The 25,630-nt window shown below is 70.1% G+C and carries 34 protein-coding genes; 17 read left to right on the top strand and 17 right to left on the bottom strand.

What is annotated here, in order from left to right:
• Positions 1–105 precede the first annotated feature (105 nt).
• Positions 106–399 (top strand): hypothetical protein, encoded by a 294-nt coding sequence (locus OTB19_RS34885; RefSeq protein WP_267802747.1) that lies wholly within the window; start codon positions 106–108, stop codon positions 397–399.
• Here OTB19_RS34885 and OTB19_RS34880 read toward each other — a convergent pair.
• The 5 genes from OTB19_RS34880 to OTB19_RS34860 all read right to left on the bottom strand — a co-directional run bounded on the left by OTB19_RS34880 (position 350) and on the right by OTB19_RS34860 (position 3,173).
• On the bottom strand, positions 350–934 hold the full coding sequence (locus tag OTB19_RS34880; protein WP_267802746.1) for a hypothetical protein: 585 nt from the start codon (positions 932–934) through the stop codon (positions 350–352). The two genes, OTB19_RS34885 and OTB19_RS34880, sit on opposite strands and share 50 nt — an antisense overlap.
• Before the next feature lie 114 nt (positions 935–1,048).
• Positions 1,049–1,444, bottom strand: coding sequence for a DUF6415 family natural product biosynthesis protein (locus OTB19_RS34875; protein ID WP_267802745.1), 396 nt, complete (start codon positions 1,442–1,444; stop codon positions 1,049–1,051).
• Positions 1,445–1,543: 99 nt separating this feature from the next.
• Positions 1,544–2,395, bottom strand: a complete 852-nt coding sequence (locus OTB19_RS34870; RefSeq protein WP_267802744.1) for a helix-turn-helix domain-containing protein — start codon at positions 2,393–2,395, stop codon at positions 1,544–1,546.
• Between the two features lie 27 nt (positions 2,396–2,422).
• Positions 2,423–2,950, bottom strand: coding sequence for a DUF6879 family protein (locus OTB19_RS34865; protein ID WP_267802743.1), 528 nt, complete (start codon positions 2,948–2,950; stop codon positions 2,423–2,425).
• Positions 2,919–3,173: a hypothetical protein gene (locus OTB19_RS34860; protein WP_267802742.1), complete on the bottom strand. Its 255-nt coding sequence runs from the start codon at positions 3,171–3,173 to the stop codon at positions 2,919–2,921. The genes OTB19_RS34865 and OTB19_RS34860 overlap by 32 nt, the downstream gene beginning before the upstream one ends.
• 297 nt (positions 3,174–3,470) lie before the next feature.
• Here OTB19_RS34860 and OTB19_RS34855 point away from each other — a divergent pair, with 297 nt between their 5' ends.
• Entirely contained in the window at positions 3,471–5,453 is a 1,983-nt protein-coding gene (locus OTB19_RS34855; protein WP_267802741.1) for a UvrD-helicase domain-containing protein, read from the top strand.
• A 138-nt stretch (positions 5,454–5,591) separates the two neighbouring features.
• On the opposite strand, the gene OTB19_RS34850 is transcribed toward OTB19_RS34855, so the two are convergent.
• The 8 genes from OTB19_RS34850 to OTB19_RS34815 form a co-directional block, all read right to left on the bottom strand.
• The gene (locus tag OTB19_RS34850; RefSeq protein ID WP_267802740.1) at positions 5,592–5,918 is read right to left on the bottom strand and encodes a hypothetical protein; all 327 of its coding nucleotides are present in this window, start codon (positions 5,916–5,918) and stop codon (positions 5,592–5,594) included.
• On the bottom strand, positions 5,915–6,208 hold the full coding sequence (locus OTB19_RS34845) for a hypothetical protein (protein WP_267802739.1): 294 nt from the start codon (positions 6,206–6,208) through the stop codon (positions 5,915–5,917). The genes OTB19_RS34850 and OTB19_RS34845 overlap by 4 nt, the downstream gene beginning before the upstream one ends.
• Positions 6,205–6,696 carry a hypothetical protein gene (locus OTB19_RS34840; RefSeq protein ID WP_267802738.1) on the bottom strand — a complete coding sequence of 164 codons (492 nt, stop codon included), beginning with the start codon at positions 6,694–6,696 and terminating at the stop codon, positions 6,205–6,207. The genes OTB19_RS34845 and OTB19_RS34840 overlap by 4 nt, the downstream gene beginning before the upstream one ends.
• A 73-nt stretch (positions 6,697–6,769) precedes the next feature.
• A complete protein-coding gene (locus OTB19_RS34835) occupies positions 6,770–8,188 on the bottom strand; it encodes a replicative DNA helicase (RefSeq protein WP_267802737.1) in 1,419 nt (472 codons plus the stop codon).
• Between the two features lie 193 nt (positions 8,189–8,381).
• Positions 8,382–9,497, bottom strand: a complete 1,116-nt coding sequence (locus OTB19_RS34830) for a hypothetical protein (RefSeq protein WP_267802736.1) — start codon at positions 9,495–9,497, stop codon at positions 8,382–8,384.
• Entirely contained in the window at positions 9,494–9,688 is a 195-nt protein-coding gene (locus tag OTB19_RS34825; protein WP_267802735.1) for a hypothetical protein, read from the bottom strand. The genes OTB19_RS34830 and OTB19_RS34825 overlap by 4 nt, the downstream gene beginning before the upstream one ends.
• A gap of 632 nt (positions 9,689–10,320) precedes the next feature.
• A complete protein-coding gene (locus tag OTB19_RS34820) occupies positions 10,321–11,193 on the bottom strand; it encodes an integrase (RefSeq protein WP_267802734.1) in 873 nt (290 codons plus the stop codon).
• 1 nt (position 11,194) lies between these two features.
• Positions 11,195–12,067, bottom strand: coding sequence for a sigma-70 family RNA polymerase sigma factor (locus OTB19_RS34815; protein WP_267802733.1), 873 nt, complete (start codon positions 12,065–12,067; stop codon positions 11,195–11,197).
• Positions 12,068–12,547: 480 nt separating this feature from the next.
• Here OTB19_RS34815 and OTB19_RS34810 point away from each other — a divergent pair, with 480 nt between their 5' ends.
• The 7 genes from OTB19_RS34810 to OTB19_RS34780 all read left to right on the top strand — a co-directional run bounded on the left by OTB19_RS34810 (position 12,548) and on the right by OTB19_RS34780 (position 16,247).
• Positions 12,548–12,880: a hypothetical protein gene (locus OTB19_RS34810; protein ID WP_267802732.1), complete on the top strand. Its 333-nt coding sequence runs from the start codon at positions 12,548–12,550 to the stop codon at positions 12,878–12,880.
• Positions 12,877–13,230, top strand: a complete 354-nt coding sequence (locus OTB19_RS34805) for a hypothetical protein (RefSeq protein WP_267802731.1) — start codon at positions 12,877–12,879, stop codon at positions 13,228–13,230. Before OTB19_RS34810 ends, OTB19_RS34805 begins: the two co-directional genes overlap by 4 nt.
• Complete coding sequence (locus OTB19_RS34800) at positions 13,230–13,370, top strand: hypothetical protein (protein ID WP_267802730.1); 141 nt, start codon at positions 13,230–13,232, stop codon at positions 13,368–13,370. Before OTB19_RS34805 ends, OTB19_RS34800 begins: the two co-directional genes overlap by 1 nt.
• Positions 13,367–13,816, top strand: a complete 450-nt coding sequence (locus OTB19_RS34795; protein WP_267802729.1) for a hypothetical protein — start codon at positions 13,367–13,369, stop codon at positions 13,814–13,816. The genes OTB19_RS34800 and OTB19_RS34795 overlap by 4 nt, the downstream gene beginning before the upstream one ends.
• A gap of 31 nt (positions 13,817–13,847) precedes the next feature.
• Entirely contained in the window at positions 13,848–15,314 is a 1,467-nt protein-coding gene (locus OTB19_RS34790) for a DUF2637 domain-containing protein (protein WP_267802728.1), read from the top strand.
• Between the two features lie 80 nt (positions 15,315–15,394).
• Positions 15,395–16,030 (top strand): hypothetical protein, encoded by a 636-nt coding sequence (locus OTB19_RS34785; RefSeq protein ID WP_267802727.1) that lies wholly within the window; start codon positions 15,395–15,397, stop codon positions 16,028–16,030.
• A gap of 1 nt (position 16,031) precedes the next feature.
• Positions 16,032–16,247, top strand: coding sequence for a hypothetical protein (locus OTB19_RS34780; RefSeq protein ID WP_267802726.1), 216 nt, complete (start codon positions 16,032–16,034; stop codon positions 16,245–16,247).
• A gap of 383 nt (positions 16,248–16,630) precedes the next feature.
• Here the strand turns inward: OTB19_RS34780 and OTB19_RS34775 are convergent, their stop codons facing one another.
• Positions 16,631–16,957 carry a hypothetical protein gene (locus OTB19_RS34775; RefSeq protein WP_267802725.1) on the bottom strand — a complete coding sequence of 109 codons (327 nt, stop codon included), beginning with the start codon at positions 16,955–16,957 and terminating at the stop codon, positions 16,631–16,633.
• A 16-nt stretch (positions 16,958–16,973) separates the two neighbouring features.
• Between OTB19_RS34775 and OTB19_RS34770 the strand changes: the two genes are divergently transcribed.
• From OTB19_RS34770 to OTB19_RS34740, 7 genes are all read left to right on the top strand, one after another.
• Entirely contained in the window at positions 16,974–17,444 is a 471-nt protein-coding gene (locus tag OTB19_RS34770; protein WP_267802724.1) for a hypothetical protein, read from the top strand.
• Between the two features lie 14 nt (positions 17,445–17,458).
• A complete protein-coding gene (locus OTB19_RS34765) occupies positions 17,459–17,851 on the top strand; it encodes a hypothetical protein (protein WP_267802723.1) in 393 nt (130 codons plus the stop codon).
• Positions 17,852–17,861: 10 nt separating this feature from the next.
• The gene (locus OTB19_RS34760) at positions 17,862–20,060 is read left to right on the top strand and encodes a hypothetical protein (protein WP_267802722.1); all 2,199 of its coding nucleotides are present in this window, start codon (positions 17,862–17,864) and stop codon (positions 20,058–20,060) included.
• Positions 20,057–20,512, top strand: a complete 456-nt coding sequence (locus OTB19_RS34755; RefSeq protein WP_267802721.1) for a DUF6197 family protein — start codon at positions 20,057–20,059, stop codon at positions 20,510–20,512. The genes OTB19_RS34760 and OTB19_RS34755 overlap by 4 nt, the downstream gene beginning before the upstream one ends.
• Before the next feature lie 17 nt (positions 20,513–20,529).
• Positions 20,530–20,694: a hypothetical protein gene (locus tag OTB19_RS34750; RefSeq protein ID WP_267802720.1), complete on the top strand. Its 165-nt coding sequence runs from the start codon at positions 20,530–20,532 to the stop codon at positions 20,692–20,694.
• A 155-nt stretch (positions 20,695–20,849) separates the two neighbouring features.
• A complete protein-coding gene (locus OTB19_RS34745; protein ID WP_267802719.1) occupies positions 20,850–21,191 on the top strand; it encodes a hypothetical protein in 342 nt (113 codons plus the stop codon).
• A 269-nt stretch (positions 21,192–21,460) separates the two neighbouring features.
• Complete coding sequence (locus OTB19_RS34740; protein WP_267802718.1) at positions 21,461–21,892, top strand: RRQRL motif-containing zinc-binding protein; 432 nt, start codon at positions 21,461–21,463, stop codon at positions 21,890–21,892.
• A gap of 46 nt (positions 21,893–21,938) precedes the next feature.
• Here OTB19_RS34740 and OTB19_RS34735 read toward each other — a convergent pair whose 3' ends face one another.
• The 3 genes from OTB19_RS34735 to OTB19_RS34725 form a co-directional block, all read right to left on the bottom strand.
• Positions 21,939–22,808, bottom strand: a complete 870-nt coding sequence (locus OTB19_RS34735; protein ID WP_267802717.1) for a hypothetical protein — start codon at positions 22,806–22,808, stop codon at positions 21,939–21,941.
• A gap of 26 nt (positions 22,809–22,834) precedes the next feature.
• On the bottom strand, positions 22,835–23,605 hold the full coding sequence (locus OTB19_RS34730) for a ParA family protein (protein ID WP_267802716.1): 771 nt from the start codon (positions 23,603–23,605) through the stop codon (positions 22,835–22,837).
• A gap of 150 nt (positions 23,606–23,755) precedes the next feature.
• Positions 23,756–24,262, bottom strand: a complete 507-nt coding sequence (locus OTB19_RS34725) for a hypothetical protein (RefSeq protein ID WP_267802715.1) — start codon at positions 24,260–24,262, stop codon at positions 23,756–23,758.
• A 109-nt stretch (positions 24,263–24,371) separates the two neighbouring features.
• Here OTB19_RS34725 and OTB19_RS34720 point away from each other — a divergent pair.
• Positions 24,372–25,630: hypothetical protein (locus OTB19_RS34720; protein WP_420716971.1), on the top strand; the 1,259-nt coding region annotated here is incomplete at its 3' end.

Below are 25,630 nucleotides of genomic sequence, written 5' to 3'. Positions count from 1 at the left end.
GTAGACCACCAGGGCGTCAGCGCCCGAAGCCGCCCCGACACATCCCGTCGGGGCGGCTTCTGCGTTGTGGTCCGAGGCGCTGCGGCGGCGCGCTAACGTGCCGTCATGAACGAGCCTTTTGCCCAGGGCGAGGACCATCCGGCGTGCGGCATCTGCCCGTCGAAGAGGTTGCCGCGCGAGGCGTTCGTGGTCTACGACCGACCGTCCTGGGAGTGCCCGTTCGACCCGGCCGACGGATGGCGGTACACCGCCGACGGCACCCCGGCCTGCGTGCACCCGCACAAGATCGGGGTGGAGCCGGACCGGATCGCGCCGCCGCCGAAGCCGCTGCCGTCGGCTGAGCCGGAGGCTACGCCGCGACGAGGCCGGCGATGGTTGCCTTCTTTCCTCGCTCGGTGATGCCGATCTGGGCGTAGAGGACGTCGAGGAGCTGGCGGCGGCGCTCGGTCTCGGGCGCGTCGATCCAGAACCGTTCGTTCACCGGGCCGAAGGCGGCGCGGTAGCACTGGTGGGTGAAGTCGCCGTAGACCCAGGTGCCGCCGGACATCCCGTCCTCCATGTCGGTGGCGTGGACGAAGAGGATGCCGGTGCGCCGCTGGATCCGGGACATGACGGTGAACTGCGCGATCAGGGCGTGCGACATGACGTCCACGGGCACCGGCAGAGCGAGCTCGGCGGCCTTCTCGTCGAGGCCGGTCAGCTCGTACATCGCGGACTTCAGCGCCATGGCCCGCATCGTCTCGATGAACAGGGCCGGGGCGTCGGCGAGGGCGTCGTAGCGGTCGATGACGGTGTAGCCGTAGCAGTCGGTCCAGTCCGAGTTGTACTTCGCGCAGCTCTGCCACAGGCGGCCGAACTCGGGGTCGGCCTCCCAGACGGCGAGGATCTCCCGTGCCCGGGCGGCGACGTGCTCGGGCTGGATGACGGTGGTCATGGTGGTGCCCCTCTCGGTGTTGATGGTGCGCGCGGTGGCCCCCGGTGGGCCGGCGGTGGTGCTGTTCGACGCCGCGCACGCGGGGGCCGTGGCCTCGCCCGGGTGCGCGGCGGCTCAGAGGGCCCTGACGGGCCGTGCGGCGGGTTCGGCGAGGCGGTCCAGGCGCTCGTAGAGGGCGCGGACGAGGAGGGCGCGGCCTTGGGCGCAGTGGACGGTGCCCTGCAGGGTGGCCGACAGGCGGCGCTCGGCTTCGGCGAGGACGACGTCGGCGAGGGCGCGGGCCGGGTGATCGGCGGGGAGCCGGTCTGCTGCGCGTCGGACGTCGCCGGCCACCGCCCGGGCGGCACCGGTCAGCTGGAGCGCGATCTGCTGGACGTCCGCCGGGCGTAGGCCGGGGTCGCCGGTCCAGCCGAGGACGGCCTTGACCAGACACTCGTGGGGCACGCGGTCGAGGGGAAGTTCGCCTTCGAGGTGTCCCTCGGGGTCGTGCAGGGCCAGGTGTGCGCTCATCAGGGCCTCGTTCGCGTCGTGAGCCGCCGGGTGCCGACACGTCGACGCTAGAGAGGTCGCAGGGGCCCTCTCAAGGAAGTTGCACGAAGTTGCTGCCGGTCACCCGAGTGCTTCGATCGCCGCCCGGATCAGGGCGCGGGCCGGCGGGCCGAAGACGGCCAGCTGCTGGAGTTCTCCGAACGCCTTGGCGTAGACCGCGATCTCGGAGGGGCGGGTGATGGCGATCTCGGCGGACAGGGTCTCGACGAGGACGCGTTCGTGGTCGAAGACCATGAACGTCTCCAGCGGCCAGATGGCGCGCGGCGCGGTGATCGGGATGATCCCGAGGGCGACGGAGGGCAGGGACATCAGCTCGAGGAGCTTGCCCAGCTGTCCGGCCATCACTTCGGGGCTGCCGATCTTGTAGCGCAGGACGGCTTCCTCGGCGAGGAGCACGAAGCGGTGGTTGCCCTCGTAGATGACGCGGGAGCGGTCCAGGCGGGCGGTCGCGGCATCGGCGGCGTCGTTGGGGGTGCCCTGGAAGGTGCTGATGGAGGAGAGCAGGGCGGTGGCGTAGGGGTGGGTCTGGAGCAGGCCGGGGACGACGTTGGAGCAGTAGACGCGGAAGACGCGGGTGCGCTGGTAGAGCGGGACCACGGACTCCTGGAAGGCTTTGATGCCGCCGCGGTGGAGGCGACGCCACTCCTGGTACATCTCGTCCGCCGTGCGGGATGCGGCGATGAGGTCCTCGGAGTCCTCGTCGGCGTCGCACGCCCGGCACCAGGCGCGGATGTCGGCGTCCGAGGGCAGGGTGCGGCAGTTCTCGATGCGGGACGCCTTCGACTTGTGCCAGCCGCACAGGGCCGCCACCTCGAACGCCCTCAGGCCGGCGTCCTTGCGCAGTCCCACCAGACGCCGGGCGAGCGCGACGCGGGCGGCCTGCGCGGCCGAGGACGGGGACACGGTCGTCATGAGGTGGCGGACCCTTTGGTGCGTCGGTCAGATGCGGTAGTCGGCGTGCGGGGTGGCCAGGTCCCACACCGTGCGGAACGCCTCGGTGCAGAGCTTGATGGCCTGCGGGTCTTCGGTGTGGTCGGGCTCCAGGGCCTGGCCGTCGCCGGAGAAGATGTTCCAGCGCACGACCTGGTCGTCGATGAGCCAGAAGTCGTTGCCGGGCAGCGCGAGGGTCGATGCGTGGCGGCGGCCGAGCCAGCGGACCTCTTCGCCGGCGCGGAGGTTGGCGTCGGTGATGGCGTGCTCGAAGCGGACGTAGTCGGTGACGGGCTCGGACACGATGCGCGCCCGGCGCACCTTCACCCCGCGGGCAACGGTGCGCTTCACCAGGGGCAGCCAGCCGCTCCAGTACGCCGAGTCGTCGGCGGGCACGCTGCCGTCCCGCAGGAAGTCGTCGTAGACCTCGCGCTCCTCCCCCACCGCGTAGACGTCGCGGAGCTCCAGGTGAAAGGCGTGCTCGCGGGCGGAGTCGAGGAGTTCCTCAAAGCTGGGCGCCGGCGGCTTCTGCGGCATCGCACGCCTTCCTGATCTGGTCCACCATGCTGACCGGGATGCGGATGATCGCCTCGTCGTCCGCCGGCGGACTGTCGTGGCCGCAGGCGGCCCGTGTCACCGCGTCGGCGACCTTGCCCTGCAGCACCAGTTCCGGGCCCACCGGGGTGTCGGTGTCCACCCAGACCGCCGGACAGTTCCCTCCACCCGAGTTGGGGTCCGTTCCGAAGAAAAGTAGCGCCATGATCGCCTCCTGAGCGAGCCGGTTGCGCACAGTTGCAGACGACGGTGCCGCGCCTGCGGTACAGCGGTCAAGACCCCGGAAGACTCCACGCCCAGAAGCCTTCACGAGGCGCCCGCGATAGGCTCTGCGGGTTATCTGGCAAGGTTGAACGGCCCTCTATAGGCGCAGGTCAGAGCGGGTGGGCGGTGGGATTCAGCCGTTATGCTGAATCTTGCCGCGTTCCCCTTGTAGAGCCCTCTCGGGATCGTCACACTCCCCGTGTGTGACGGATTTTCTGGGACGGGAAGGGCGTGGGAGATGACGACGGCGGCGACGGTCTGCGAGGCGGCCGGGTGCGGTGCGGTGCTGACGCATCGGCGCGGTGGCCGGCTGCGGCGGTACTGCAACAGCACCTGTCGGATGCGGGCGCTTCGGGAGCGGTCGCGGGGTGACACCGAGGAGCTGCGGCAGCAGGCGACGGAGGCCGTCGAGGCGTTGGATCCATTGGCGGCGGGTGAGCTGCTGCGCCTGCTCGCTCTGGGCGACGAGGAGCTGCGGGAGGTGACCCGTCAGGCCCGCACCGCCCGGACGGCGTTGAACGCGATGTACGGCGCGATGGGCGTCGCTGCGGTCGACCGGCGCCTGGGCCTCGTGGCCGCGCGACCGGCCGCGGTCGCCAAGCGGCAGGAAGAGGCAGCGCGAATCGTCACACCCGCGCCGGTGACGCAGGACCCTCCCCCGGCGGCGGCACCGTCACGGAAGGCCGGGGTGACGTTCGCCGGGCTCTCTCCGACCGGTGAGCAGCAGGACATCATCGACGCGTGCACGACCGGCGACGACCTGGTCGTCGAGGCCGGGGCCGGGTCGGGCAAGACGACGACGCTGCAGATGGCGGCCTCGGTGATGCGCGGCCGCGGCATCTACCTGGCGTACAACCGGGCCATCGCGCAGGACGCGGCGAGGAAGTTCCCCAGGCACGTCGACTGCCGTACGGCGCACTCGCTGGCCTGGCACGCGGTCGGCCGGGACTACCAGGCGCGTACGAACATGCGGGTGCCGGCGAAGCGGACGGCGGAGCTGCTGCGGATCGTCGAGCCGCTGCGGGTGACGAAAAAGCTGATGCTCTCGCCGGTCCAGCTGGCTCGGCTGGCCTCGGAGGCCGTCGACCAGTTCGCACACTCGGCGGACGCCGAGGTCCAGGCCGAGCACGTGCCCGCCCTCGAGGGCGTTCCGGCCGCAGCGATGCGGGCGCTGCGCCACGAGATCGCCCCCCACGCCCGCCGGCTCTGGCAGCAGACGCAGGTGATCGGCTCGCAGCACCGCTTTACGCACGACTACTACCTCAAGATGTGGGCGCTGACGGAGCCGGATCTGGGCGCGGACTTCGTGCTCCTGGACGAGGCGCAGGACTCCAACCCGGTCATCGCGCAGCTGGTGCAGGCGCAGAAGGCGCAGCGGATCGCGGTGGGCGACTCGGCTCAGGCCATCTACGGGTGGCGCGGCGCCGTGGACGCCCTGGCCACGTGGCCGGCCAAGCACCGGCTGCTGCTCCAGCAGTCGTGGCGGTTCGGCCCGGCGGTCGCGGAGGAGGCGAACCGGTGGCTGGCCCACGTCGGCGGCACGCGGATCCGGCTGGTGGGCAACCCGCACAAGCGGTCCGTGGTCGGCCCGGTGGCGGCGCCGCGGGCGGTGCTGTGCCGGACGAACGCGAAGGCGGTCGCCCGGGCGATGGCGGCGCTGGAAGACGGGCAGCGGCCGGCGCTGGTGGGCGGCGGCGGCCAGATCAAGGGCCTGGCCGAGGCCGCGCTCGACCTGCAAGCCGGGCGCCCGACGTCGCACCCGGACCTGCTGGCGTTCGAGACCTGGGGCCAGCTGCAGGACTACGTCCACACCGAGGGCTCCGGATCCGACCTGCGGGTGTTCGTCCGGCTCATCGACGACCAGGGCGCGAAGGAGGTCCTGGCCGCGATGGACCGGCTGGTGTCGGAGCAGGCGGCCGACGTGATCCTGTCGACCGCGCACAAGGCCAAGGGCCGGGAGTGGTCGACAGTGCAGATCGCGGGCGACTTCACCAAGCCCGCGGACCGCCCCGACGGCTCCCCCGGCGAGGTCCGCCGCGACGAGGCGATGCTCGCGTACGTCGCCGTCACCCGCGCCATGGACGCCCTCGACCGCTCCGGCCTGGACTGGATTGACGAGCTCGACGGCACCGGTGACCCGGGCTACGACTCGGCGCGGTCGGTGCTGGCCCGGGCCCGCCGGCACCGAGGGCCGCGCCCGTACGACCCGTACGAGGACTGACCGGCTGGCTCCAATCGGAGCCACTTCGTTCGATCCGTTCGAACGCGGTGAAGGGCTCCGACACGGTGGTGTCGGAGCCCTTCTTGTTCTTCACCGCCGTCACCGTGGCACGGCCGGACAGCTACCGTCGCGGCCTGGTCAGAAGTCGGGCCAGTCGTCGGAGATGACGATGCGGGCCACGTAGATGTTCGGGCCGTCCTCGCCGGGGCCGGTGTCGCCTACGTGGTACTCGGCGAGCCCGATGTCCCGGGACAGCGGTGTCGAGTACCAGCCCGGCTGGCCCGGTACCGGCTGGGCGAGCGGCGGCACGGGGTTCTCGCGGAGTTCGACGAGCAGGCTGACGACGGCGGAGAACACCGACGCCGAGACGTTAGGGGCGAGCAGCGGGTAGATGGCCGGCGACAGGCTGATCCGGTCGGGGCCGTCTTCGTCGCCGTCTGGCTCGACGAGGTGGTCATCGCTCACCGGCCCCTCGTCTCCCGGGCCGCGGTGGCCTCGCGGAGCACCGCCGTGGCGGACCGCCCGGGCGCACGGCCCGTCTCGACGGCGGTCCGGGTCTCCTCCGGCAGCGGGTTCGCGTACAGGTTCGCCCGCATCCACCAGCGACGCAGGACGCCCAGCAGCGCGGTCTCGTCCGCCTCGCCCATCTCGCGGTAGAACTCCATCCGGTCCGCCGGCGGGAGGGCTGCGGCGACGGCGTTCTGCGTACGGGGCAGCCGCTCGGGCTCGTGCGGGTGAATCGGCTGCGCGCTCATGCGGAGGCTCCCTGGGTCGACTGCTCCTTCGAGTCTGCCCTCTGCGGGCCGACCCGGTCGAGCGACTGCGCGGCCTGGGCACGCTCGGCACGCCGGGCCTCGTCCTCCGCGCGCATCCGCTCATTGGCGGCGGCCGCGAGGTCGGCGAGTTCACCGGCCAGCCGGTAGATGTTGCCGGCGCCCGGGTGCCCGAGCCACGTCACGTTCAGCACCTCGTGCACGGCGCTGCGGGCGGCGTGCACGCTGAACATCGGACCGCCGCGGGTGCACCCTCGGTAGGTGCCCCGGTCGAGCTGGCCGAGCTCCAGGCGGACCTGCTCCAGCGCCTTCACGTCCCTGGTCGGCTTCTCGAACTCGCGCTGCGCCTTGATGACCCGGTCCAGGATGGCGCGCATCTCGGGGTAGGCGATGGTCCACAGCTCGGCAACGCGGAGCGCCTGGTCCTCGCTGAGGGTCGGGTTCGTGCGGACGGTCTCGGTGGTGAGCATCTGTTTCCTCCGGTCTCAGGGTCCGGGGCGGCCGCACGGGCCGCCCCGGAAATCGGGAAACGTGCAGGTCAGGTCATCGGCCCATGGACGCAAGCCGGGCCATGTGCCCCTGGAAGACCAGGTCCACGATTCGGCCGCTGGCTCCGTTCCTGTTCTTGGCCACGATGGCCTCGACCTGGCCCGCCTTGGGTCCGGTGTCCGTGCCGTCCTCGGCGAGCTCGCGGTGGAGCAGGATGATGATGTTGCTGTCCTGCTCGATGGCCGAGGACTCCTTGAAGTCGCTGACCAGGGGGCGGCGGCCGACGGCGCCTCGGTTGAACTGCGCCAGGGCGACCACGGGGACCTTGAACTCCATGGCGATGAGCTTGAGGCCGCGGCTGATGTCGGCGACCTCCTGGGCACGGTTGGCGTTCTTGTTGCTGCCCTCGGGGGTCATGAGCTGGAGGTAGTCGGCGACGACGATCGCCGGGGCGTGGCCGCGGACGGTCATCCACCGCATGCGTGCGCGGATCTTCGACAGCGTCAGGTTCGCCGAGTCGTCGAGGACGAAGTTCTGGGCGTTGGAGAGCCGGTCGGAGACCTTGGCGATGCGCTCCCAGTCGCGTTCGGTGAGCTTGCGGCGGACCAGGGCGTCGAGGTTGATCCCGGCCTCGGCGGCGGTGAGCCGGGCCATCAGCTCGCTGCCGCCCATCTCCATGCTGGCCACCATGGCGGGCTTGTTGTGCTTGAGGGCGATGTGGGAGGCGAGGTTCATGCCGAAGAGGGACTTGCCGCCGGCGGTCGCGGCGCCCACGGTGATCAGCTGGCCGGGCTTGAGCTGGATCACGTCGTTCAGGTCGACCCACGGGGTGTCGAGGGCGTTCGGGTCGGCTCCGGCCTGGAGTTCGTCGAGGAAGCCTTCCCAGCGGTCGGCGACGGACAGCAGCGGTGCGGCCTCGACGGTCTTCGTCGCGGCGGCCTGAACCTGGCCCATCGCGTCCTGGACGATCTTCTCGGCGTCCTGGGTCTGGGCGTACGCCATCGCCACCATGCGGGTGCCGGCCTGGATGACCTGGCGCAGCGCGGCCCGTTCACGGACGATCGCCGCGTAGTGCGGGCCGTTCAACGCCGTCGGCACGGTCTGGACGAGGGTGTGCAGGTAGGAGACGCCGCCGACCTTGGCGATCTCGCCGCGCCTGGTGAGTTCGGCGCCGACGGTGATCGGGTCGATCTGCGGCGACTCCGCGGTGCTCGTGGCGTACATGTCCATGATCGCGCGGTAGATCGTTTCGTGGGCGGGCTTGTAGAAGTCCTCGGGCCCCTGGAGTTCTTCTGCGATCTCGTCGATGACTCGGGCGACGTCGTCCCGGGTGGCCAGCATCATCGCGCCGAGCGCGGACTGCTCGGCGTTGACGTCGTTGGGCGGGGTGCGCTCGAAGCCGCCGTCCTCGATGGCCGGCTCGTCGGGGAAGAAGTCGGGCTCGGCGTTGTCGGCGAGGTCTGCGATGCTCACGTGTGGAGCTCCGTTCTGGGAGTTTTCGAGCGGCGGCCGGGGCCTGGCGAGGATTTCCGGCCGCCGTTGGCGTGTTCAGGCGGGCCCTGGAAGGGGCCTGAGCACCCCTCAGCGCGTCGATGAGGGGTCCTCGGGCCCTTCCGGGCATCCAGTGATCGCTTAGGCCGTCAGACGGCCGTACGCGATCTTCGTGTCAGGCTCCGGCTGCGGCAGGGCGCCGGACGCGGGCCGGGTGGCACTCGTCGCACAGCGCCGTGGTGCGCCAGCCCTGCTCGTCCTCGACGGTCCGCATCCGGGTGAGCTCGTCGCAGTCCAGGTCCCCGCAGTACTCGGGCAGGTCCAGGGCGGGCTGCTCAGAGGCGCGGGACTGGTTCGGCACGGTGCGAGCCGCACGGTGGCGGCGGACCAGGTTCTCGATCCGGGGCTTGAGCGCGGCCTGCGGGTTGTTCGGCCGCTGGCCCTTGACCAGCTCGGCGGCCAGGGCGTCGTCCAGCTCCCAGCCCTGGGCCCGGGTGCTCTCCACCAGCAGCGGTGCGTACCGCTTCGCCGTCGGTCGTCCGACCGCGAACGGTGCGGGCAGCTCCTGCAAGAACTCCGCAGCAGCGGCGAGGGCCTCGGTGTCGTACTCCGATGCCGCCGCCGCCTCCCCCCGCGCAGCGGGGTCCGCGAGGCGAGCGGGCTCACTGGGGTCCGTGAGGGGGTTGGGGGTGGTGGTTACCACCACCAGGGGGGGTGTGGGGGGGAAACCGCCATTGGAGGCATCAGGTGTGACCTGCGCTTTTGCCTCATCCACCTGGGCAGGCGAACCACCTGACCTGGTCATTGGAGGCATCAGGTCTGACCTGCGCTTTTGTCCAATGGAGGCATCAGGTGCGGACCTGACCCCTTCAATGGAGGCGTTAGGTGTGACCTGCGCGTTTGTCGTGTCGCCGAGGATGTACTCGATCTGCTCCTGGGGCGGCTTCGGGCGCTTCGAGATCTCGTAGCGGGCACCGCCGAGCTGCCCGCCCTCGAGGCGGACGCGGAACGTGCGGATGTAGCCGGCCTTCCGGATCAGGGCGAGCTCCCGGCGCACGGCGTCCTCGCCCAGCGGCTTGCCGTTCGCGGACTTCCACCCCAGGGCGCGGAACCAGCCGACGAGCTCGGGGACGTCAAACTCCTCGCCCGGCGGCATGAACCACAGGGCCTGGAGCACGGAGAGCGTCAGCGGCTGCCAGCCGTGCCCGAAGAAGGTCTCCTCGGTGATGGTGACCGAGGGCTCCGGCTCGATGGCCCTAGCCCACGTCTCGCGAATCTGCGGCTGCGTCATCGGGTCACCCCCGAGGTGAACCGAAGGGCGATGGAGGCCGCGATCGAGCGGCCGGCGGTGGTGTCGGTAAAGAACATGCCCGAGTCGTACGTGACCGGGGTGCTTAGCGTCGCGGGGTCCATCACGCCGGTGTATCCGCCAAAGCGGACACCCCCCGGCGAGACCGTCGTCGCGAGCGTCTTGTGGTGCATGTGGTGCGGGCTCCCTATCGGGGTAGGGAGTCATACGTCGGTGGAGCGCAGGTGGCCAGGTCAACCGCTGTGTTGCTGCGGTTAGCTAGACAAGGCCGCTATCCTGCTACCGGTAGCCGGGCCTCGACCGAGGTCAGGGGTGCCCGGCGTTACCGCCGACATACGACTCAGGTTCCGGGGCTGTGGAAGGTGCTGGGGTGAGTCGTGAGCAGTGAGATGGCCGTTCCCCTGTTAGCGCAGGGGGCGGCCATCGCCCGTTTACGGGCTCGGGTCGTGCAAGACCATCGTCTGGCCCTTCTCCCGGTTGGGCTGACCGGGGATGTCGTGGTACGTAGGTCGCCATCCGGCGATCCTGCAACAGCTTCCTTGCAGGTCAGAACGCTTTTCCCGCCTGACAGGTTCCGCACAAGCGAAAGATCCGTCCAGCGGGAACACATCAGTGCCAGAAGCCCGCCTGATGGGACGGAAGACGTCACGCAGCGACTGGTGAACAGTCTGCTGTAGCGAAGCGGAGGGTCGAAGCCGCGGCGAAAACTGGCTGCGGAGCAGCTGCGCGGTGGGCAGTGACATGCCGGCCTCTCGGGTCCGTCGGCTTCGCCGCGCAAGCGCGCGGTTACTCGGATGCGGGGCCATCATCCACCCTCGCCGAACCGATCGGGGCGACTGGGCGAATCCTGGGAGTGTCGGTGAGCACCGAGCTGCAAGTAGGCCGCGGTCGCGTCGTCGCTGACCTTGAACCGAGCCCAGCGGCTGCCGTCTGGATCGGACTCTTCGGCGGCGCGGGTCCTGGAGATCAGTTCGGCCGGTCCTTTGGACTCCAAGACGCCTAGCAGCTCTTCCCACGACAACTGGTGGAAGAGGTCCGCGAGTCGACTGGCGCCGTCGGACAACAGGGCGGCCCGCTGTACTTCTGCCGTCGGGACGCTGCCGGTGATGGCGTGATCGGCAGCGTCCGGGTTGGTCGCCGCGACCCAGTACCCACCTGGGCGATTCCGCAGCCCACGCTGCACAGCCACCAGCTCGGAGACGCGGGCTGCCCGTTCGGGTGTGCCCGCTGGCCCAGCTAGCGCGGCCGCCATCTCGGGCCCGGCAACTGCTTCGACGCTGGTGTCCGCCACGGCCTGGACCGTCCCGTTCGTGTCCAGCAGCAGGACCGAGTCCGACAGCACGAGGTAGTCGATGGCACCCTGGCGTTCGCGGAGCATGGTCACAGTGGAGGCCGGCACCGCCTCCTGGTCCAGCGCGCACGTGCTGCTGTGCATCGAGTTGACGTCTCCGATCGCCGTGCGAAGTACTTCGGCGAGTGGCTGTTCCTCGTCACCCATGAGCGCCACCAGGCGTGCACCGAGCTGCCGGACGTACCAGGGCGTGCCGTGGAGGCATGCCATCGGCAAGTCCTTCGGCGCGGACAGGCCGTCGAGGACCACGACACCGCTGGGGCCTGTGAATGCGCCGTCCTCGTTCTCGTCCCCCACGCCCTTGGCTGACGCCGTGGTGATCTGCATGTCAGGCCCCTTCTGGGCGGTAGAAGGGGGTGATGCGCTCGCTCTCGAGGATCTCCCCCGTCTTCGGGTCGAAGCGGCTGGAGATGAGTGTGGAGAACCGCTTCGCCCTGAGCTCGCTATGGACGTTGGCCAGCTCCTTGGTCAGCCAGTGGATGACACCGCCGGAGCCGATGGCGTGGATGCCAGCCACGTAGAGGAAAGTCCCCTGACCATCGGGGCGTGGCAGCCGGCCGAAGTACGCGACGTCGCTGTTCTCCCCGCTGTCTGAGGGCGAGCGGTAGGTCTTCCCGCTGGTCCGATCCGTCAGGTACCAGCCCTCGGCGTCCTTCGCGAATCGCAGATGAGGGTCGCCTTCGAGGATCTGTTCCAGGAGCGGAGACAGTCGGGGACCGCAGATCACGACGAGGTTGTTCCTGTTCAGGCGGACGTTGCCCCCTACCGGGATCGGCTCCATGGTGCAGGCGAGGCCGACCTCTTGGGCAAGTTCGTTCAGCTTCGAGTACGTCTGGAAGTCAGGCGTCGCGATCACGGGGCCTTGGGCGGCGTGCTCCTTGCCGGCTTCCAACTTCTCCGCCAAGGCGACGATGACCGTCCCCGAGCCCAGGAACAGGCGCTCCGGCGGGGATCCCTTAGCCAGCTGGCTGACACGCGCCTTGCTGATGCCGAGCTCCGTCGCCAACTGGGTGCTGTTCAGGTTGCCCGTACGGAGGGCGGCGTTCATGGCTTCGTTGCGGACGACCTGGAGCTCGTTGCCGTAGTCCTGGACCCAGCCGGTAAGGCTGTGGGCGGTCTTGGCCCGCTCAAGAGGGTCGGTCAGTTCCTTGAGCTGGGACAACGCGGCATCGAGAGCCGCATCAAGCTGTTCCTGATCCATTCGTGCCTCCCTTCGTAGGGTCCTGTTTAGCGCACTTAACCGTAACTGTTCAAGGTGCTTGACGCTTCACTGGGGTCGACCTATGGTTTCGGTGTCGGCAAGTTAAGCAGCCTTAACCGAATCGGTTGAGTGGGCTATACCTGCACGTCAAAGCACTTCTTGTACCAGCGCAGTCGCTGAAAACCATGCGGCTGTGGACGGCACCTCCATGCCCAAAACGGCGACACCAGACCTCCTCGGAGCTGTACCGAGCTGGTGTACCGAGAAGAACTCCACAGAGTGACAAGGCGAAGAAACACAAGCTCAAGCCCTATGTCTTCAGTCCGGCGCTCGCCCTCACGGGGGTGCCGCGGCTGTGGCCATCAGGCCACCAGCTACGCCCTTCCCCGCCAACGGGGAGCGGCCCCGCGAATCCCTGGTGCTTGAACACCTGGGGCGGGGCCGCTGCACGGACAACCCCTCGTACAAGGAGTTGAACCGATGGACAACAGCCTCTCCTACATCCACCCCGCCGCGCAGCAGCCGGCGGACGAGTCCCACCTCTTCGCGATCGACCGGATCGGGCTGTCGGCGGTCCTCGGCCTCGACGTCGACCTGGTCCGCGGCGCCGCCGGCGGCGAGAGCGAGATCGACGAGTACACCCGCCTGTGCGCCCTGGTCGACATGGCCGACGCCGGGTTCATCAGCGACGCCGACCTCGACCTGATCGGCGGCCTGATCGACGACATGACCGACGAGGACAACCGCCGCGACTACGAGGACGACGAGTACGCGGCCGCCGCCGACCTCCTGATGCGGGGGTGGGCGGCATGACGACTCCCTTCGAAACCTCGACCCTGCCCGTCAACGCCGTAGGTGCCGCCCAGGACGTGGCCGACACCATCAACGACGTGCTCCTCGTAGTCGAGGGCGTCAACGACCTCGCCCGCCTCGGTGTCCGCCTGGTCCTGACGGTCGAGGCCGGGACGATCGGCGCCGAGGTCGCCCTCACCGCCGCTACCCGCCACCTCCTCCCCTCCCTTGCCCGCCAGTTCGACGCCCCCGGCGTCCGCTGGACCTCCCCCACCGCCGTGGAGGCCCTGGGGTCGATGTGCGAGGGCCGGATCACGGTCCGCATCACCAGCCCCGCCCCGGCCTCCGGCAACGGGCGGAGGGCGGCGTGATGACCAACACCGCCGTGTTCCGCCTGGCCCACCCCGGGCCGGTCACCGACTGGGACGAGGCCACGATCGAGGGCTACCTCAACGCCGCCGACGCGGACGCCGCCGAATCCACCACCGCCGACGAGGAGCCCCGCCGATGATCCGCCTGATCACCACCGCCCGCCTGGCCCTCCTCACCCAGGCCGCCGACGACGCCGCCACCGCCACCACCATCGCCGCGGTCGCCACCAGCTTCGCCAAGACGGCAACCGCCGACACCGAGCGGGTGGAGGACGCGTACCGGCGCCTGGCCGCCGACTGCGTTACGGACCGAGAGGAGGCCGAGCGCCTCGCCGGGGATGTCCGCCTCGCCGCGTTCGACATGGTGGCCGCTCTGATCGACGACCTGCTGGACGACGACGAGCGTCGCCAGCAGATCGCCCGGCTCCTGGTCGCCCGCCGCGAACTCCTCGGCCTGGACGCCATGCCCCGCGTGATCTGGCGGCACGTCGTCGACATCGCCCGCAAGGACGGCGAGAGCGACGAGGCGCCCGCAGAGGGCGGAGACACCCCCACCGACGCGGCCCCGCTGACCCTGGCCAGCTGAACCACCCCGACCCGAGGAAGGACCCCCGCCCATGAGCATGCTCGACACCATCGACCAGGAGCTGGCCCTCCTGGTCGCCCAACAGCCGGACATCGACCGGCTGACCAACGCCCCGATCCCGGCCGACCCCGCCTTCGCCGAGGACACCGGCCCGGTTGAGGAGGAGCCGCAGGCGGCCCCGCCCGCCCCGCAACCGGCCCTGTCCGTCGACAACCGGGACGAGGCGGCCGAGGGCGAGACCAGCCCGGCCGCCGACGAGAACGTCGCCGAGGAACAGGACGGCGGGGAAGGGCCGGCGGGCGGTACCCGCTGGCCGCTGTGGCTCCTCCTGGGTGTCTCGGTCATCGGCGCTGCTGTGGTCGGCACGATCGGGTTCGCCGGTTCCTACGACGCGGTACGCGCCCTCGCCATCGACCACGGGATCAGGCCCGGGATCGCGAAGTGGGTCCCGATCGGTGTCGACGCCGGGATCATCGTGTTCCTCGCGCTCGCCCTCGCGCTCGCGATGCTCCGGCTGCAGGCCCCGCTCCTGCGCCCGGCCGCGCACCTGCTGACCGTGCTGACGATCGCGTTCAACGCGGCCGGGTCCTGGGGCACGGTGACCGCCTCGGGTGAAACCGCCTACACGCTGGTCCCGAACGACCCGGTCGGCGTCGGCCTCCACGGGATCCTGCCGATCCTGTTCGTCGTCGCGGTCGAGTCCGCGCAGCACGCCGTCGCTCAGCTGGCCGGGATCGCGGCCGGCGAGAACATGGACCGCATCCGGCGCTCGGCCTGGCTGCTCTCCCCGTGGAAGACGTTCCGGCTGTGGCGCGAGATGGTCTTGTGCGAGGTCGTCAGTTACCGGCAGGCGCTCGTGCTGCGCGAGCAGCGCACGACCCTCGCCGCGCTGATCGAGGACCGCTACCCGAAAGCCGACGACGTTCCGGTCGCCCTTCGGATCCGGCTCGCCCGTACCCGCCTGATGGTGCCCGTCGACGCTCCCCTGCCGGACCTCGACGAGCTCCTCGCGCGGTCCTCGGGCAGTGTCGCCGACGTCGTCACCTGGGCCGCCGCGCAGCCGACCGGCGCAGCCGACGACACTCCACCCGCACACCCCCGCACGACCGTCCACACCACCCGCTCCAGCCGTACCGGCGCCGTAGCCGACGACACCGGCGACAGCGTCGTCGGCGCCGCGAACGTAAAGGTCAGCGTGTCCAAGCCCCCCCGGCCGACGACACCGCGCAAGAGGGTCCCGGTCAGCCCCGCGAAGGACGGCCGCAGCGTCGTGTCGACCGTCGTCGGCGACACCGCCCGCGCCGCCTCGAACGACCCCGAGGCCGCCCGCGCCGAACGCGCCGCGGCCGCCACGAAGTTCCGCTCAGCCCTCGCGCTCGACCCGTCCCTCACCGTCACCGGCTACGCCGAGAACGTCCTGGGCCGGTCCCGGTCGTGGCTGTCGCAGGCCCTCACCGAAACCCGCACCGACGACAGCGCCCCTGGCTCTGACCGCTGAACCTCGCCCCCGGCACGCACGCCGGGGGCGGGCTTGAACGGCCAACGGCCGCATCCACAGCACTGGAAGGAGGAACCGCAATGTCCGGGATCGACTGGGACGAGGAGTTCAACCGCATGAACCCTGAAACCCCCACGGAGAAGCCCAGCACGTCGTCCAAGTTCTCCGTCAAGCTCGGCGGGGTCCGCCGCAACACCGCAGCTCTCGCCGTGTGCGGCACGATCGCCGTCCTCGCGGTGTGCGGCACGGTCGTTGCCGTCACCAACATGCAGGGCGAGCAGGCCGCCCAGGACCGCATCCGGGCCCAGGAGAACGCGGCAAACGCCCTGGTGGAGGTCGAGGCCGACAAGCAGCGGGCCCAGACCGAGGAAGCCACGGCCAAGACGCTCTACGAGCGGGAGATGACCGTCTACCTGGAGTGCATGAAGATCCGGGCGGCGGCGGTCGCCAAGGCCGCCTCGTACGACATCGCCAGGATCCCCGGCTGCGCCGCCCCGACCCTCGGCGGCACGGCACCCAGGGCGCAGGAGCCCACCGGCAGTGCCGGGGACGCCATCACCTCCAGCCCCTGGCTGTGGGTGGCCCTCGTCGGCGGCGCCGGCCTCTTCGCCTACAAGAAGCTCTCCGCGCCTTCCGCTCCCTCCATTTCCTCCTCCGGTTCCAGTGCTGCCGTCTCCGCGAACAACAAGGGATTCACCTTCGAGAAGGGTGCATGACATGACGCTCCAGTTCTTTGCCCTGGCCCTGTTCCTCTGGGCGCTGTTCTTCACCTTCAAGAAGACCAAGGGAAAGCAGACGGCGGTCTGCCTGATGCTGATCGTCTCCGGGGTTTTCCTGCCCTACACGCCGTTCGGTGACGAGATCCGAGGAACTCTCGAGTCGGTCTTCAACACGGCGAACACCACGGTCGCCAACGTCGGCACGTCACGCTAGGCAACCTTCAAGCGGTTACCGGTTACCGGTTACAGGCCCCAGAAGTCCCCCGAACCGCGCTGTGGACGGCCCGAACCGGCGTCCACAGGGCCTGTAACCGGTAACCGGTAACCGGTAACAACTACACAGCGTCACGGAAGGAGGCTCGTGGAACTTCTCATCCTTCTCGCCATCACCTACCTCACCGGCGTCGGCGACACGCACGACAAATACGAGCAGGCGGGAATCAAGAAACCCCCGCCTAAACCGAAAGGAATGTGGGCGCCGAAAAAGACGCCGGACACCTTCCGGAATTCCCCCTACAACGCGGCGGCGAAAACACATTACGGGCTTCTCGCGGGTGCCCACTGGGCTGGCGGCCTGCGGGACGGGTGGCGGTCCGCCTATCTGAAGAAGCCGGGAGCCAAGGCCTCCGGTTCGTCTTCCGGTACCTCTCCCGCTGGGACTTCCGAGCCGCTCTCGGGGACCACCATCCCGCCGAAGCCCACCACGCCTCCCACCGCCTCGGCGCCGCCCACGGCCCCCACACCGCCGCCGCCCACGGCCCCCACGCCGCCGCCGACCGCGCCGCCGCCGACTCCGACCGCGCCGCCCACGGCGCCGACTCCTCCGCCGCCGGCCGCACCCCCCGCCCCTCCGCCGCCGGGTTCGACCATCCCGCCGCCCGGCACGGTTCCCCCGCCGCCGACGGTCACGCTGCCCGACTCCATCAGGAAGGACCCCGCGATGCAGCCCAACCCGCCCGTTCCGCACACCGCGACCGTCGACGCCAAGGGCGTCCACGTCACCACCGCCGCTGGAAAGTCCCGTACCTACAGCGGCGGTGAGGTCATGACCCTCACCCAGGTCATCGACCTCGCCGAAGGTTCGGCCACCTTGTGCCAGACAAGCTCGGAGACCTGCCTGGAGCTCGTGGACGAGTCCACGAAGCTGGCTTCGGACTGCGACGTGCTGATCGCCGAGATCACGGAGAAGGGCGTCGGCGCGAACCTCATCGACAGGTGCGTGTTCCTGCAGGAGCAGCTCTCCCTCCAGGCCGCGGCCGCCAAGAAGCTCCACGACCAGATCCAGGGCGGCGAGGAAGCCTGCCGCACCGCGTCCGCGAACGCCGAGGTCCGCCACGGCGCGATCTTCCAGGCTGTGGCCGACTCCCCGCTGACCAAGCCCGCCGAGCGCGACTTCTACAACGCCCGATAGAAGGAGAGGCCCTCATGTCTGTCACCGAATCCCTCCTGGACGCCGCGACGTACGCGGCGCTGCGCGTCAAGCTCGCCTGGCTCACCCACCAGGTCCACGTCCACGGCGAGACCGTCACCAAGCTCGCCGCCGAGGTCGACGACGCGGCCGAGCAGATGCTGGACGCCGCCGAGACGATGAAGGCGCTGGCCGTGGACGCGGCCACCACCGCCGAGTTCGCCGACGCCGCCCTCACCATGACCGGCGCGAAGGAAGCGGCCGGCGAGTACACGGCCGCCGCCGACAGCGCGGCCGCGGCCGCCGACGACGCGAAGACCACCACCGAGTCCGACCACGGCGGCATCGCCGACGCCGTGGAGACCTCCCCCGTCGAAATGGCCGAAGCCGCCTTCTACACCCAGCAGTAAGGAGAGGACCATGGGGCCGACCCGAGCACAGTTCATCCAGTACGCGCCCGCCGCTCTCGCGGTGGCATCCCTCACCGCCGGCCCCTGGTCCGCCATCGCAGCAGGCGCGGCCGGAGCGGGGGCGTGGGCCATCAAAACCTCCGCCCCCGCCCTGCGCTCGCTGATCGCCTGCGGGATCACCGCCACCGGCTGCGGCATCGCCGCCCACCAGGTCCTCAGCAGCGGCATGAACCCGCTGTTCGCCCTCGGGCTCGCCGTCCCGGCCGGGGCGGCCGCCCTGGCCCACCACCGCAACATCGCAGGCGAACTCCTCCCCGCGCTCCCCGCCACAACCACGGCTACGGCCGGGGCGGGGCAGAGCTCGCAGGCGCAGGTCATCACGGCCTACTGGATGGAGTTCATCTCCGGCCCGACCGAGACCGAGGGCCGCAAGCTGATCCAGGCCGGGGCCGTCCTCGCGCACCTCGGCCTTGATGTCGGGGACGAGCACATGTCGTTCACCGGGATCATCACCCTGCCCCAGGGCCAGCAGGTGAGGGTCAAGCCCGCGGACATCGCCGCCGTCTACCAGATCCCCGTCTCCCAGGTCGAGATGGGCGACCCCAAGCACTACGCGCCGAACGCGCTGCCCGTCACCGTGCACCTGAGGCTGGCGCCGGAGCAGCCGCAGATCGCCGCCGGCGTTCCCACAACGGCCGAGGAGCTGTGGGCCGCGCACGTCGCCATTCCGGACGGCGCGATGCCCGGCACCACCCTGACCGTCACCCGCTACGACGGGCCGCTGGACTGGGAAGGGATCGCGACTCGCGAGCGCAAGGCGATCGGCACCGTCAACCTCCAGGACCTCGCCGCGAACCTGCACCTCACCAGCATCCAGATCGCTCTGGCCCCCACCGACAAGCCCTCGCAGATGGGGGTGCGCGTGATGAAGGAACACGCGCTGATGCACGGCACGATGCTCTCCGACGTGGTGGACGAACTCGCCATCGACTCGCGCGGCTATGTCCGCCTGGGCACCTACATCGACGCGAACGCCGCCCTTGTCCCCCTCGCGCAGCCCGGTTCCGGCGCCCGCCACCTCTACCTGGTGGGCGGCTCCCGCTCCGGAAAGTCCGGGATCCTGGAGCAGATCCTGCTCTCCGCCCACAAGTCCCGGATCGCGGTGATCCTGGCCTCCCCGCAGGCCGGAACCATCGCCGGAGCCGGCCTGGCCGCGCACTGCGGGGACGGCCTGGACGAGGCGATGGGCGCCCTGCGCCTGGCCTACGCGGTCATGCTCGACCGCGAATCCCGCTACCGCTCCCCGAAGTTCCCCTTCACCGACCCGCTGATCGAGTTCATCCTCGACGAAGCCCACATGCTGCTGCTGGCCTCCTCCCAGTACCACCTGGAGGCCAAGGCGATCGTCGAGCAACTCACCCGCCGCTCCCTCAAGCGCGGGATCGGCGTCATCCTGGCCACCCAGACCCCGCTCGCCGAAGACCTCGGCAACTCCACCATCATCCGCTCCCAGCTCCTCATCGGCGGCGGCGCCGTCTTCCTGCGCTGCGCCAAGGGCCAGGGCTCCCTGGTCGGCGTGAACGCGGTCGAGGGCGCGGAGGGCATCGACCTGTCGATGATCCCCCCGCAGTGGCCGGGCCAGTACGCCAAGGTCGCCGTCCGGGACATGTCCGGCCTCGACACCACAGCGGCCGCCAAGCCGGAGGACGGCACCTTCGGCCTCGGCTACCTCCTGACCCCCGGATCGCAGGCCGTCCAGTTCCGCTCCCTGTACCTGGACGTCTCGCCCGTCTCCCTCGCCGGAAGCCTGCCGCCCGTCGAGGTCGAGGACTGCGAGGCCTGGCGCCACCGCGAGGCGATCATGCGCACCCCGATGGTCGACCAGCGCGGCAAGAACCTGATCGGCAGCCTCGCCGATCTCCTGGCCAGGGCGGAGCAAGGTCCCTCTGCCGCGCAGCAGGGACAGCCCGCCGTGCCGCAGCAGGCCCAGGCGCACCCCGCGATCTCCGCGGGCCCCGCCGGCGGGGACGGCCGGGAACTGCTCAAGCCGCGGATCCTCGAGCTCCTGCGTAGCGGGAGCAGCCCGATGACCGCCGAGACCATCGCCCGGAAGCTGGGCACTTCCGTGAGACACGTCAGGCCGCGCCTGTCCGAACTGAAAGGGCGCGACGAGGTAATCAACGAGAACACCCTGTGGAGGGCAGCATGAACACCCGTACCGAAGCCGAGTTCACCCACATCGACCCCGCCCTGTACGCCAAGGCATTCCAACTCCTCGACCCCAACCCCGAACCCACCACCCCCGCCCCGGCGGCTCCCGCGCCGAGCGGATTCACGCTCCCCGCTCCGCCGGTACGCCAGACCGGCGCCGTCGAGAAGACCCTCACCGACGCCCTCGCCTACCTCGACACCAACGGCTGGGTTAAGGGCACGCTCATCAGCCCCGAGGGCGCCCGCTGCTCGATCGGCGCGCTGCGCGCCGCAGCCGGCGCCCGCAACGGCGCCTACTGCGACGCCGGGAACCTCCTCCTGGACGAAGCCCGCCAACAGCACGGAAAGCAGTGGGAATCGATCCCCTTGTGGAACGACCGCCACAGCGGAGCGCAGGTGCGTAGCGTGTGGGAGGCCGCCATCCGGCGCGCACACCACATGAACATCTGAACCGGCTGGAGCTGCCCGTGTCGTTCTCGTTCACCGACCCCAAGCCGAACCGCGACGACCGTTCGTTCTCCTTCACAGGGAACGACCCGGCGGACGTGGACCGGCAGCTCCAGGCGATCGCCGACATGGCACACGAGATCCTCCGCATGGTTGCCGATGTCCGCAGGAAGATCGGCAACTGAGCGACCTGCACCAGACGGCCCGCGGCGAGAACGCGTAGAAGGCCGCAGCCACACCAACCCCAAGCTCGACCCCGCGCCCCGCCCGGTGACCTTTCCGGGCGGGGCGTCGCACTGTCCTGCCCAGTTCGCCCCGACCAACAGGAGACCAAGAACTCGTGCGTCGCTACCTGTACAGGTGCCCCGTCTGCCTGACGACTTCCCCGGTGGCCCACGGCCTGGACGAAGTCGACGACGAGGCCGCCGCCCACCGCCAGGCCATCCACGGCGGCCACTTTCCCGACGGCGAGAGCGCCGGCGAGATAGACAGACTCGGCCGCTGGTACGCCGCCCTGGGCCCGCTCGCCGCCCTGCACTCGCGGATCGCCGACAACCTCGCCGACCTCGGCGACCCCAAGGGCATGGGGCGCCCGATGGGAGCCTCCGCCCTCGCCGCCTTCGCCATCGCTGCGGCGGCCGCCATCGTCCTCGGCGTTCTGTCCGCAGCACTCAGCCACTGACCAACGTTCCGGCCGCTCCGCCTGGTCACCGGCCGCCGCTGCCCGCACCCGGGCGGCGGCAGCCGGTGACCGGGCAGGCCGACCGGCCTACACGCTCAGCCCACGCCCGCCGCCCCGCACCCGGGGCGGCGGGCGCATCCACGTCCACGCCACCGACACGGAGGGTTCAACGTGCTCATTCCCCGGCCCCGACACAGGATCGGCCGCCCGCGCCCGACCATCCCCAGCCCCCGCTACCCGTGCCGGCTGTCCGGCACCCGGCGCCGGTGATGTCAGGCCAGGATGAGGACCTGGTCGACGTCGACCCCTACGCCCCCAACGAACCCGAGCCGACGATCCCGGTGTTCAAGCGCCTGTGCGCGCCGTCGGGGTACGCGACCAAACGTCAGCTCAGGGCAATGGAATTACGCCCTGGCGGACAGGCGCCGATCGCCGAGGTGGAAACCCGTGGGCCGAAGAACGGGCTGCTGTACGAGATCGCGAAGGCGAAGCCGGTACGGCCGATGACCCTCGCCAAGGAGTACGCGCTCGACAAGGCGATGGCTGCTCGTCAGACCTGTAGCACCTGTGGCCGAAGGTACTTCTTCGTTCTCCCGACCTCCCTGAACAGCTGCCTGGAGTGCCACGACGGCACCCCCGCAGACCCCGCCGGCTACATCGCTCCCCTGGCCCCGGCCACGCAGCGGCTGGCTGCTGCGTAAAGAGGCCCCGTCCAGTGGACGGGGCCTCTTTTGTGTCTCGGGCCTCTCAGGCCGCGGCCGGTTTCTTGCCCTCCGCCGCTTCGCCGACGCGTGCTTCCGGCACGGCCGGGGCCGCGGTAGTGCTCTCGGGTTCGGCCTGAACCTCGAGCTCCTCTCGGCATTTGTTGATCTGTGCCTGCAGCTCGTCGAGGTAGCGGGTGGCAGCCCCTCTGTCTTTCTTGGCCAGCTGCTGCACCCAGCGGCGGGGGAGGGCCTTCTGCACGCGTGCCGTGAAGTCGACCGGGGTGTCGTCCTCCGCGTCGTCCTCGCCGAGGGACTCGAGGTATGCCCGTACGTGTTCGGCGACCTGTTCGGCGTCGAAGTCGCCCCCCGGGAGCGACTCGACAGCCCCCTGAAGGACCTTGGCCGTGATGGCTACGCCGTCGACATCGACCGTCGTCCGGTAGACGAGGACGGCGGCGTCGACATCCCACGTGTCCGCGACCGGGACTAGCTCCCACACCTGGGCTTGGTTCAACGTCTTGAGAGCCTGCTCGGCCCGGACGTTCTTCTCCGTCGGCTTCGTTCCGGCTCCAATTGGAGCCACTTCGTTCGAGAGTAGTTCGAAAACCGTTTCAGCGATCCGCCAGGTCCGGATGAGCTTGTTGGCGTACGCCTTCTTCATCCGCCAGTGCTCCCAGACGAACTCCTCGAAGGAAGCGGCCTCGGCCCGGTAGAGCTTGCCCTCCCGGATGTTCTCCAGGGCCTTCCCCGCGAGCCAGAACGCCCACTGCAGGGTGTCGATGGCGGCGACACACTCGGCGAGCATCCCCTGCTCGTCCGACGTGAGGGTCTCCGGCTGCGTCGAGAGGGGCCGACGAAGAGGCTTGAGTGCCTTCGCCATGTCGATGGCGCTCTTGTACTCGAACCGCTCCACGGCGGATGCGCCTCGCTGCCTGCCCATCAGATCAGTCCTTCCACGCCGAGAGCCAGCTTGTAGAAATCCTCACGGGCCCGGAGAGAGGTCCCGCTCTCCGGATACTGGATCACGGTCAGGCCCTTGGCCGGCGCCTGGGCGTGGAGCTTGTACCGGCGGATCGGCTGCGACATGTACTTGTAGCCCCGCTTCGTGCACCACTCCTGCATCTCGCGCAGGTCAGCGCGGGTGCGGTCCGTTCCCGAGTCCCAGTTGTTGATGACCACCCGGAAAGGAATGTTCCGGGGCTTGAGCAGGCGCTCGATGGTGAACTCCGCCGGGTCGTGCGTGAGCGTCTCCACGGGCACGATCGGCACCAGGGCGAGGTCGGTCAGGTCCAAGACCTCGCGCATCGCCTCAGCTGCCGGGCCCTTCCCGAGCGGGTCGATGGCGTCGATCTCCGCGTTTGGGTCGATGTCGGCGAAGCCGGGGGTATCGACGATGACCCTCAGCACGTCGGGATCCTCAATCAGCTTGCGGAGCTTGCCGAGCTCGCCCCGGGTGATCAGGTAGTCGAACGGCAGGCGGTCCTCGGGGACCTTGCGGGCCCACTTCTCCAGGGAGCCCTGCAAGTCGATTCCGGCAGCCACGACAGGACACGGGGCGTCCGGAGACTCCGGCGGGTTGTTCTCGCCCATCACCGCTGCGACGTTGACGGCGTCCGTCGACTTCCCGGCGCCGCCCTTCTGCTGGAAGAACGAGATGACTTTGGCACGGCGTGCAGCAGTGTCGACTGCAGCGCGTTGCGAGGGAGACATGTGGAACTCCTCCGTGGGCTTCCCCAGGTGGTGGGTACTCGGACGGGCTAAATGTTGCCAGAAGGGACACGGTGGTCGAGGTCACCGCGCCGCCGTCAGCGCCCGAGCCAGTCGTACGAACGGCTCGGGCGCTGCGGAAACCGCGGAAACCTACTCGTCCTCAGGCGGGTACTGGACGGCGTGCAGGTTGCGTTGGAGGCGTTCGGCGAGGGCCTTCAAGTCGGGACTGGTGGAGTACTCGTCAGCGTCGTCGTCGTTCCATGGGTCCCGAAGCCCGGTGCCCTGCTGGCCGTAGTCGTCGCGGTAGAGCCGGTCCAGCTTCCAGATGATGGCGCGGGTGTCGCCCTCATCGGCCCTCTTCTCCAGCTGCAGCAGGGCTTTGAGAGCGAGGTGTGCCCGGGCCTCGCTCACCCGCTCGTAGAGCCGGACGTACGGGGTGTCCACCGGGTAGGCCGGCTCCCCGTCCTCCCGGGCCTCGGTGGCTGTGCGGCCCCGTGCCATCCACGTCATGTAGGTGCGCTCGCTGACCCCGGCGTAGTGCGCGGTGAGTCGGACTGTCAATCCGGCCCGGGCGACTTTGACGATGTGGTCGGCGCGCTTCGGGGTGAGCTTCGTGGGGCGGCCGCCACGTGCGGTGGAGGAAGGGGTATCGGTCATGGGCGCGGACCGTAGGCGCCCCGCCCCGTCACTGTCGCGCTCTGGCTCCTCCCGCAAGGCGTTGGCCAGAGGTCTCCCGGGGGTGGTGCGCGGTGGCAGGATGCGGCGGGTGACGGATGCGATGGTCGGCTCGCTGCGCGAGCGTCTGGTGGAGATGGGCCCGCAGGAGCGGGCGGAACTGGTGGCGAGGCACCCGGAGGCGTACGCCAATCCGCGGCCCCGCACGCTCCACCAGCTCGCCGTGCGGCTGCTCGGCAATGTCCACGCCGATGCCGACCTGCTGGACCAGGGCGAACTCCAACTGCTTGAGGCCGCAGTGGTGGCGGTGGCGGCGGGTCGGTCCTTCGGCCGACGCGGCCCCCTCTCCTGCCCGAGGAAGACGCTGGAGGAGCTTCTCAGGGTGGGGGACGCGGTGAGCGCCGAGCGGGTCGAGGAGGTCCTGAAGTCCCTGACGGCGCGGCTGCTGGCGTGGCCGGACGACGATCGGGTGCTGATCCATGCGGGCGCGGCCGACCTGTTCCGCGCACCGCTGGGGCGCCGCACGGACCGTGACCCCAAGCCGTCCGGGCGGGCTCCTCTCCTTTCTGCCCGGCCTGTCCCGAAGGCGCGGCCGGTGACCGGCCAGGGCGCGGCGGGGGTGGCGGCCGCGGCCGCGCTGCGGTGGATGGAGAAGCTGCTGGAGGTCTTCGCCGAGCCGTCCTGGCCCGCGCTCAAGCAGGGCGGGATCAGTGTGAAGGAGGTCCGCCGCCTTGGCCGGCTGCTGCACGTACCCGAGGAAGAGGCCCGGCTGTGGTTGCACCTGGCCGCTCAGCTGGACCTGATCGAGACGAAGCACGGAAGGTGGACACCTTCCCGGCAGGCGAAGGCATGGCACCGTGCGGAACCCGCGGCGCGCCTCGTCGACCTCGGCCGCGCCCTCCTGGGCCTGACCGCCCTGCCGTTGGTGGCCATCCCGGACCCGAGCCGGCCCAAGCAGACCGTGACCGCGTTGAGCAGCCACGCCACGGTGCGCGAAGCGTGGCAGATCCGGCGCACCGCGCTGCGAGTGCTCGCCGAGATCCCCGACGGACACGGCGCGCTCGCCGACCAGGGCCTGACCGCAGCCGTCTACTACCGCTCTCCCACCGCGTTCGCCCCGTACGGGCACCGGCCGCCGCTGTGCGACGACTCGATGCTCAGCTACCTGAGCATCTGGTGCTCCTCGGCCCTGGAGGCGGAGGTGGTGACCGCAGCGGTGATGCGCGAGGCCGAGATGCTCGGGCTGGTGGATGACGGCGCGCTCACCGGTCTCGGACGGGCCCTGCTCGACGGTGATGACGTTGAGCGGCTGCTGGATGCGGCGGCCGCGCTGCTGCCCCTGCAGGAGAA

Origin of the sequence: Streptomyces sp. H27-H5, from assembly GCF_026627505.1 — a bacterium.
GTDB lineage: Bacteria > Actinomycetota > Actinomycetes > Streptomycetales > Streptomycetaceae > Streptomyces.
The sequence above is the reverse complement of the archived record's forward strand: the minus strand, read 5'-3'. Positions and strand labels throughout refer to the sequence as shown.

Coding starts and splice junctions, on each gene's coding strand:
- OTB19_RS34870 (WP_267802744.1), bottom strand. CDS start 2,395: ATGACGACCGTGTCCCCGTCCTCGGCCGCGCAGGCCGCCCGCGTCGCG.
- OTB19_RS34830 (WP_267802736.1), bottom strand. CDS start 9,497: ATGACGCAGCCGCAGATTCGCGAGACGTGGGCTAGGGCCATCGAGCCG.
- OTB19_RS34765 (WP_267802723.1), top strand. CDS start 17,459: ATGTCTGTCACCGAATCCCTCCTGGACGCCGCGACGTACGCGGCGCTG.
- OTB19_RS34790 (WP_267802728.1), top strand. CDS start 13,848: ATGAGCATGCTCGACACCATCGACCAGGAGCTGGCCCTCCTGGTCGCC.
- OTB19_RS34760 (WP_267802722.1), top strand. CDS start 17,862: ATGGGGCCGACCCGAGCACAGTTCATCCAGTACGCGCCCGCCGCTCTC.
- OTB19_RS34810 (WP_267802732.1), top strand. CDS start 12,548: ATGGACAACAGCCTCTCCTACATCCACCCCGCCGCGCAGCAGCCGGCG.
- OTB19_RS34780 (WP_267802726.1), top strand. CDS start 16,032: ATGACGCTCCAGTTCTTTGCCCTGGCCCTGTTCCTCTGGGCGCTGTTC.
- OTB19_RS34775 (WP_267802725.1), bottom strand. CDS start 16,957: ATGGAGTCGGGCAGCGTGACCGTCGGCGGCGGGGGAACCGTGCCGGGC.
- OTB19_RS34815 (WP_267802733.1), bottom strand. CDS start 12,067: ATGGATCAGGAACAGCTTGATGCGGCTCTCGATGCCGCGTTGTCCCAG.
- OTB19_RS34880 (WP_267802746.1), bottom strand. CDS start 934: ATGACCACCGTCATCCAGCCCGAGCACGTCGCCGCCCGGGCACGGGAG.
- OTB19_RS34730 (WP_267802716.1), bottom strand. CDS start 23,605: ATGTCTCCCTCGCAACGCGCTGCAGTCGACACTGCTGCACGCCGTGCC.
- OTB19_RS34795 (WP_267802729.1), top strand. CDS start 13,367: ATGATCCGCCTGATCACCACCGCCCGCCTGGCCCTCCTCACCCAGGCC.
- OTB19_RS34725 (WP_267802715.1), bottom strand. CDS start 24,262: ATGACCGATACCCCTTCCTCCACCGCACGTGGCGGCCGCCCCACGAAG.
- OTB19_RS34840 (WP_267802738.1), bottom strand. CDS start 6,696: ATGCTCACCACCGAGACCGTCCGCACGAACCCGACCCTCAGCGAGGAC.
- OTB19_RS34770 (WP_267802724.1), top strand. CDS start 16,974: ATGCAGCCCAACCCGCCCGTTCCGCACACCGCGACCGTCGACGCCAAG.
- OTB19_RS34805 (WP_267802731.1), top strand. CDS start 12,877: ATGACGACTCCCTTCGAAACCTCGACCCTGCCCGTCAACGCCGTAGGT.
- OTB19_RS34800 (WP_267802730.1), top strand. CDS start 13,230: ATGACCAACACCGCCGTGTTCCGCCTGGCCCACCCCGGGCCGGTCACC.
- OTB19_RS34740 (WP_267802718.1), top strand. CDS start 21,461: ATGTCAGGCCAGGATGAGGACCTGGTCGACGTCGACCCCTACGCCCCC.
- OTB19_RS34855 (WP_267802741.1), top strand. CDS start 3,471: ATGACGACGGCGGCGACGGTCTGCGAGGCGGCCGGGTGCGGTGCGGTG.
- OTB19_RS34885 (WP_267802747.1), top strand. CDS start 106: ATGAACGAGCCTTTTGCCCAGGGCGAGGACCATCCGGCGTGCGGCATC.
- OTB19_RS34865 (WP_267802743.1), bottom strand. CDS start 2,950: ATGCCGCAGAAGCCGCCGGCGCCCAGCTTTGAGGAACTCCTCGACTCC.
- OTB19_RS34820 (WP_267802734.1), bottom strand. CDS start 11,193: ATGCAGATCACCACGGCGTCAGCCAAGGGCGTGGGGGACGAGAACGAG.
- OTB19_RS34785 (WP_267802727.1), top strand. CDS start 15,395: ATGTCCGGGATCGACTGGGACGAGGAGTTCAACCGCATGAACCCTGAA.
- OTB19_RS34845 (WP_267802739.1), bottom strand. CDS start 6,208: ATGAGCGCGCAGCCGATTCACCCGCACGAGCCCGAGCGGCTGCCCCGT.
- OTB19_RS34860 (WP_267802742.1), bottom strand. CDS start 3,173: ATGGCGCTACTTTTCTTCGGAACGGACCCCAACTCGGGTGGAGGGAAC.
- OTB19_RS34875 (WP_267802745.1), bottom strand. CDS start 1,444: ATGAGCGCACACCTGGCCCTGCACGACCCCGAGGGACACCTCGAAGGC.
- OTB19_RS34825 (WP_267802735.1), bottom strand. CDS start 9,688: ATGCACCACAAGACGCTCGCGACGACGGTCTCGCCGGGGGGTGTCCGC.
- OTB19_RS34755 (WP_267802721.1), top strand. CDS start 20,057: ATGAACACCCGTACCGAAGCCGAGTTCACCCACATCGACCCCGCCCTG.